Origin of the sequence: Neoroseomonas rubea, assembly GCF_016106015.1 — a bacterium.
GTDB classification, from domain to species: domain Bacteria; phylum Pseudomonadota; class Alphaproteobacteria; order Acetobacterales; family Acetobacteraceae; genus Neoroseomonas; species Neoroseomonas rubea.
The window spans coordinates 1-1,737 of record NZ_JACADQ010000538.1 but is presented as its reverse complement, the minus strand read 5'-3'; the positions used below and the strand labels follow the sequence as shown (position 1 = coordinate 1,737).

At 76.7% G+C, this 1,737-nt stretch carries 3 protein-coding genes and 1 pseudogene; 1 reads left to right on the top strand and 3 read right to left on the bottom strand.

From position 1 onward, the window contains the following. Positions 1-255, top strand: a 255-nt coding sequence (locus tag HW577_RS24605) for a hypothetical protein (protein WP_198378724.1), incomplete at its 5' end; no start/stop codon positions are given. 84 nt (positions 256-339) lie between these two features. Here HW577_RS24605 and HW577_RS24600 read toward each other — a convergent pair. The 3 genes and pseudogenes from HW577_RS24600 to HW577_RS24590 form a co-directional block, all read right to left on the bottom strand. Next, positions 340-642 carry an AzlD family protein gene (locus tag HW577_RS24600; RefSeq protein ID WP_232475223.1) on the bottom strand — a complete coding sequence of 101 codons (303 nt, stop codon included), beginning with the start codon at positions 640-642 and terminating at the stop codon, positions 340-342. Between the two features lie 115 nt (positions 643-757). Continuing rightward, positions 758-1,465, bottom strand: a complete 708-nt coding sequence (locus HW577_RS24595) for an AzlC family ABC transporter permease (protein WP_198378723.1) — start codon at positions 1,463-1,465, stop codon at positions 758-760. Beyond that, positions 1,462-1,737, bottom strand: a pseudogene (locus tag HW577_RS24590) (regulatory protein RecX); the annotation flags it as partial. The pseudogene HW577_RS24590 and the gene HW577_RS24595, both read right to left, overlap by 4 nt.

The window sequence follows — 1,737 nt, the reverse complement described above, 5'->3', positions numbered from 1 at the left end:
GGGCCGGTCACGCTGCGCGCGGCGGGCGGGCGCCGGCCGCTGACCTTCCTGGTCGATGGCGCGCCCATCCCGCACGAGGCGGCGCGGCGCGAAGCGGCGTGGGAGCCGCCGGGGCCGGGCTTCTACCGCGTGACGGTGCTGGATGCCGAAGGTGCGGCGGTCTCCGTCCCCGTGCGCGTGCGCGGGGCGGAGGCGACGGCGCCGGGCGCGACCTTCTCGCTCATTCCCACATCCGCGACTCCCGCCCCGCCGTGATGCCGCGCCGGCTAGGCCGCGCGCTGCGCGCGCGCGGGCCAGGGCGCGCATCGGTGCTTACGTCCGGGCGAAGCTGGCACGGCGCTACGCCACCATCCCCGCCGCCCACATCACCGCGACACCGGTGCCGATCGCGACGGCGAGGTTCCGCGTCAGCGCCTGCGCCACCACGACGGCGAGCGCGGCCACCAGCCCCTTCAGCCCCTGCGCGGCGAGCGCCGGCGCGACATAGGCGATGAAGATCGGCCCGGGCAGGTGCTGCAGCGCGACCTCCACCGCGCGCGGCGGGCGCAGCGCGCGGAACAGCGCATAGCCGCCGGCGCGGCACAGGTAGGTCGCCGCCGCCATGCCGAGGATGGCGAGCAGCACGTCGAGGCGCAGCGTCATCCCAGGCCCCGCCGGTCGCGCCATGCGCCCGAACAGGCGCCGCGCCACGTGGCGCGCGGCCCCGCGCAGCGCAGGCGTCCGAGGATGGATCGGCCACGATCCACGGCATGCCGGATCATCCCCGCCGCAGCTCCAGCCAGGCGCCGAGCGCCGCGCCGCACAGCGCCCCCGCGATCAAGGGCCAGGGCGGCCCCAGCCCCGCGCCCCAGGCGAGCAGCGCGACGACACCGGCGAGCGTCCAGGGCAGCAGGTCCCGCCGCACCCCCTGCCAGATCGGCACGAGGATGGCGCAGAAGGTCGCGATCGCCGCGAAATACAGCGGATGCCCCGGCGGCAGCCGCACCGCCGCGCCGAACACATGGCCGATTCCGACCGCGATCATCCAGAAGGTCCACAGGGCCACGCCGACGCCGAGCAGGAAGGCCGCGTCCCGCCCGCCGCGCCGCTGGTCGGCCGCGGACAGCGCGTAGGAATGATCGACGAGCGTGGCGAGCGAGCCCCACAGCCGCACCCCGCGCAGCCGGTCGAGCCACGGCGCGAGCGCCGCGCCCATCGGCGCGAGCCGGATGTTCACGACGAAGGCGGCGAGCGTGGCCGCCGCGATCGGCGCGGGTTCGGTCCAGAGTTCCAGCGCGAGCAGCTGCGAGGACCCCGCGAAGACCAGCGCGCACATCAGCAGCGTCTCGAGCAGCGACAGCCCCTTCGCATCCGAGATCACGCCGACCACGAGCCCGAAGGGAAAGGTGCCGATGACGAGCGGCGCCGCCTGGCGCGCGCCGCGCAGCAGCCCCGCCCTGGTGAAGGTGACGGCCGGGCCGCTCATCCGCGCCGCGCGGCGAGCAGCCGCTCCTCCGCCTCGTCCGGGTCCATCGCCAGCGCCTGGCGGGCCAGGCCGTGCGCGAAGCCGCCGCGCGCCATGGCGGCGAGCGCCTTCCGCCGCGCCTCGGCATCCTCCATCGATCGAGCAAACGGGCCGATCCGCCGCCGGCGGCAGAAGGCGAGCGCGGCGGCGAGCTCGGCCTCCGCATCCTCGGGCAAGGCGGCGCCGGCGGTCTCGGCGGCCACGCCCTTCGCGGCGAGATGCGCGGCGATGGC